At 51.5% G+C, this 1275-nt stretch carries 3 protein-coding genes; all 3 read left to right on the top strand.

Annotated elements, in window-relative coordinates; genetic code table 11:
* On the top strand, nucleotides 1–193 hold a 193-nt coding region (locus tag LKK83_RS30935; protein WP_324635309.1), incomplete at its 5' end, for a hypothetical protein.
* Between the two features lie 168 nt (nucleotides 194–361).
* Nucleotides 362–490 (top strand): hypothetical protein, encoded by a 129-nt coding sequence (locus LKK83_RS30930; protein ID WP_324635308.1) that lies wholly within the window; start codon nucleotides 362–364, stop codon nucleotides 488–490.
* 295 nt (nucleotides 491–785) lie between these two features.
* Nucleotides 786–1091 carry a hypothetical protein gene (locus tag LKK83_RS30925; RefSeq protein ID WP_324635310.1) on the top strand — a complete coding sequence of 102 codons (306 nt, stop codon included), beginning with the start codon at nucleotides 786–788 and terminating at the stop codon, nucleotides 1089–1091.
* Nucleotides 1092–1275: the final 184 nt, after the last annotated feature.

Here is a 1275-nt window from a genome sequence, read left to right as displayed (position 1 = left end):
TAAGCGCAATAGTTTTTTATCCCTAGTCCAACCCCAGGGATGGAAAAACTATCCCGATAAGCGCAATAGTTTTTTATGCCTAGTCCAACTCCAGGGATGGAAAAACTATCCCGATGAGCGCAATAGTTATTGCGGTGCAAACAGTTGCAGGCAAATCCTGGAAATGTCAGGGATTGAGACCAAAATGGTTTAAAAATCCAACCGATGCTGCTCAACACTGAGAGGCAGAGTAAGCCCATCTATTGAGAATTGGGGGGAGTCTCGATCGCGAGTACGAGAAAGGCGATCGCGGCCCAACCTGCCCCAACCCGACCCCGAGAAAGCGATCGACCTCGCACCGGGACACCCTTGGGGAAGGGGGGTGAATGAATTTAAAAAACTTATCAAAAAATCAGCTAAGCTTATCGAACACCCCACCGGAAAGGCAGGCAAGCGATCGCGCCTCAGAACCGGGGAACCCTTGCGCGGGGATGCAGGGGAGGAGGCGTAAGGGCTTCCCGGAAAAATAAAAAAGCCACTGAAAAATAGCGCTCTGGTCTAGATCTAGACTCAATTTGCAGAAAAAAGCAGAAGATCCCAGTTGACAAAGGCAATCTTTATAGAGAACGATGGAACGAATAAGGAGAGCATTGGGAGACGGGCGATCGCTCTAGTCCCAGGCGTTGGGAGCCGGGAGTTTCCGATGGGGGTGCAACTGCCCTCCCCCGGAGGTCTCTGAACTGGCAACCAAAACGCTACAATGTTCCCAACTTATGAATGACCTTCTGACCTCGGATTTGGCTTTTATGGAGACAACTGCCCATTCCAATACAGAATCACTCGACAACTTGCCCCGTGAGGTGAGGGTCACCCAACTCCAGTACCTAATGGAGACCCTGGAAATCGCAGATCGGATTGCCGCTAAAGGCTATCTAATCACCAGTTCCGAACTCGCCGATCTGATGGATGTTAATGCCAGCGCCGTGACCAGTCGCGGCGATCATTGGCCTTGGCGCAATTGGATCGTTTCGCGGGTGCGGCGGGAAGGGAACCAAATCCTCTGGCAACTCGAACGAATCGATGTGGTTAACGCACAAGAAAGCGAAAGTTGAACTGAATATCAGTTCAGGGTTTGAAATCATCAGCGAGGATCCCTACTGGCGCTCAGATGCCCTGCGGGGGTCTTGTTGTGGGGGAAAATCGAGGATAAAGGCTGGCGAGTCAGGGACTCCGTAGAAACCAACCCCATGTCTAAAGCCAGGGGCTTGTACTTCTAACCACCTGACCAGCCTAAAC

Source organism: Phormidium sp. CCY1219, from assembly GCF_035615515.1.
Taxonomy (GTDB): Bacteria; Cyanobacteriota; Cyanobacteriia; order Cyanobacteriales; family Laspinemataceae; genus CCY1219.
The sequence above is the reverse complement of the archived record's forward strand: the minus strand, read 5'-3'. Positions and strand labels throughout refer to the sequence as shown.